This window comes from Pseudomonas sp. Fl5BN2 (assembly GCF_009908205.1).
In the GTDB taxonomy this organism is placed as follows: Bacteria; Pseudomonadota; Gammaproteobacteria; order Pseudomonadales; family Pseudomonadaceae; genus Aquipseudomonas.
This window is the reverse complement of sequence record NZ_JAAARL010000060.1, coordinates 1-486: the sequence shown is the minus strand read 5'-3', so window position 1 is coordinate 486 and position 486 is coordinate 1. Positions and strand designations below refer to the sequence as shown.

Here is a 486-nt window from a genome sequence, read left to right as displayed (position 1 = left end):
CGCGGATGGAGAAGAGGAGCAACGCGATCTAGCTATCGCGGCCGCGATCAAGCAGGTGCGACAGACGTCATACTAGATATCAAGCGACTTCTCCTATCCCCTGGGAACACATCAATCTCACCGGAGAATATCGCTGGCCAAAGCCTTAGCGTAGGATTCCGCCCCTTCCCGCAAACGACCCCAAACAGGGAACGCAGCTGAAACGGGAAGCTCAACACCCACTGACGCATGGGTTGTTCAGGCAGTACTTCATCAACCAGCAAGGCGGCACTTTCGGCCATCCGCCGCGCCCCACAGCTCGGGCAGAAACCGCGACGCTTACAGCTGAAAGCGACCAGGTGCTCGGCGTGGCAAGACTCGCAGCGAACCCGTAGAAAGCCATGCTCCAGCCGCCCGCATTGGAGAAATTCTTCAAATTCCCGTTGCACATAGCCCGGCAATTCCTTTCCCTGCTCTGCCATAAGCGCAGCGAATGCCGGGTAACAC

1 pseudogene is annotated in these 486 nt (G+C 57.8%); it reads right to left on the bottom strand.

The features are described 5' to 3' along the window. Positions 1 to 182 precede the first annotated feature (182 nt). Positions 183 to 486: pseudogene (locus GV819_RS32550) on the bottom strand (transposase zinc-binding domain-containing protein); the annotation flags it as partial.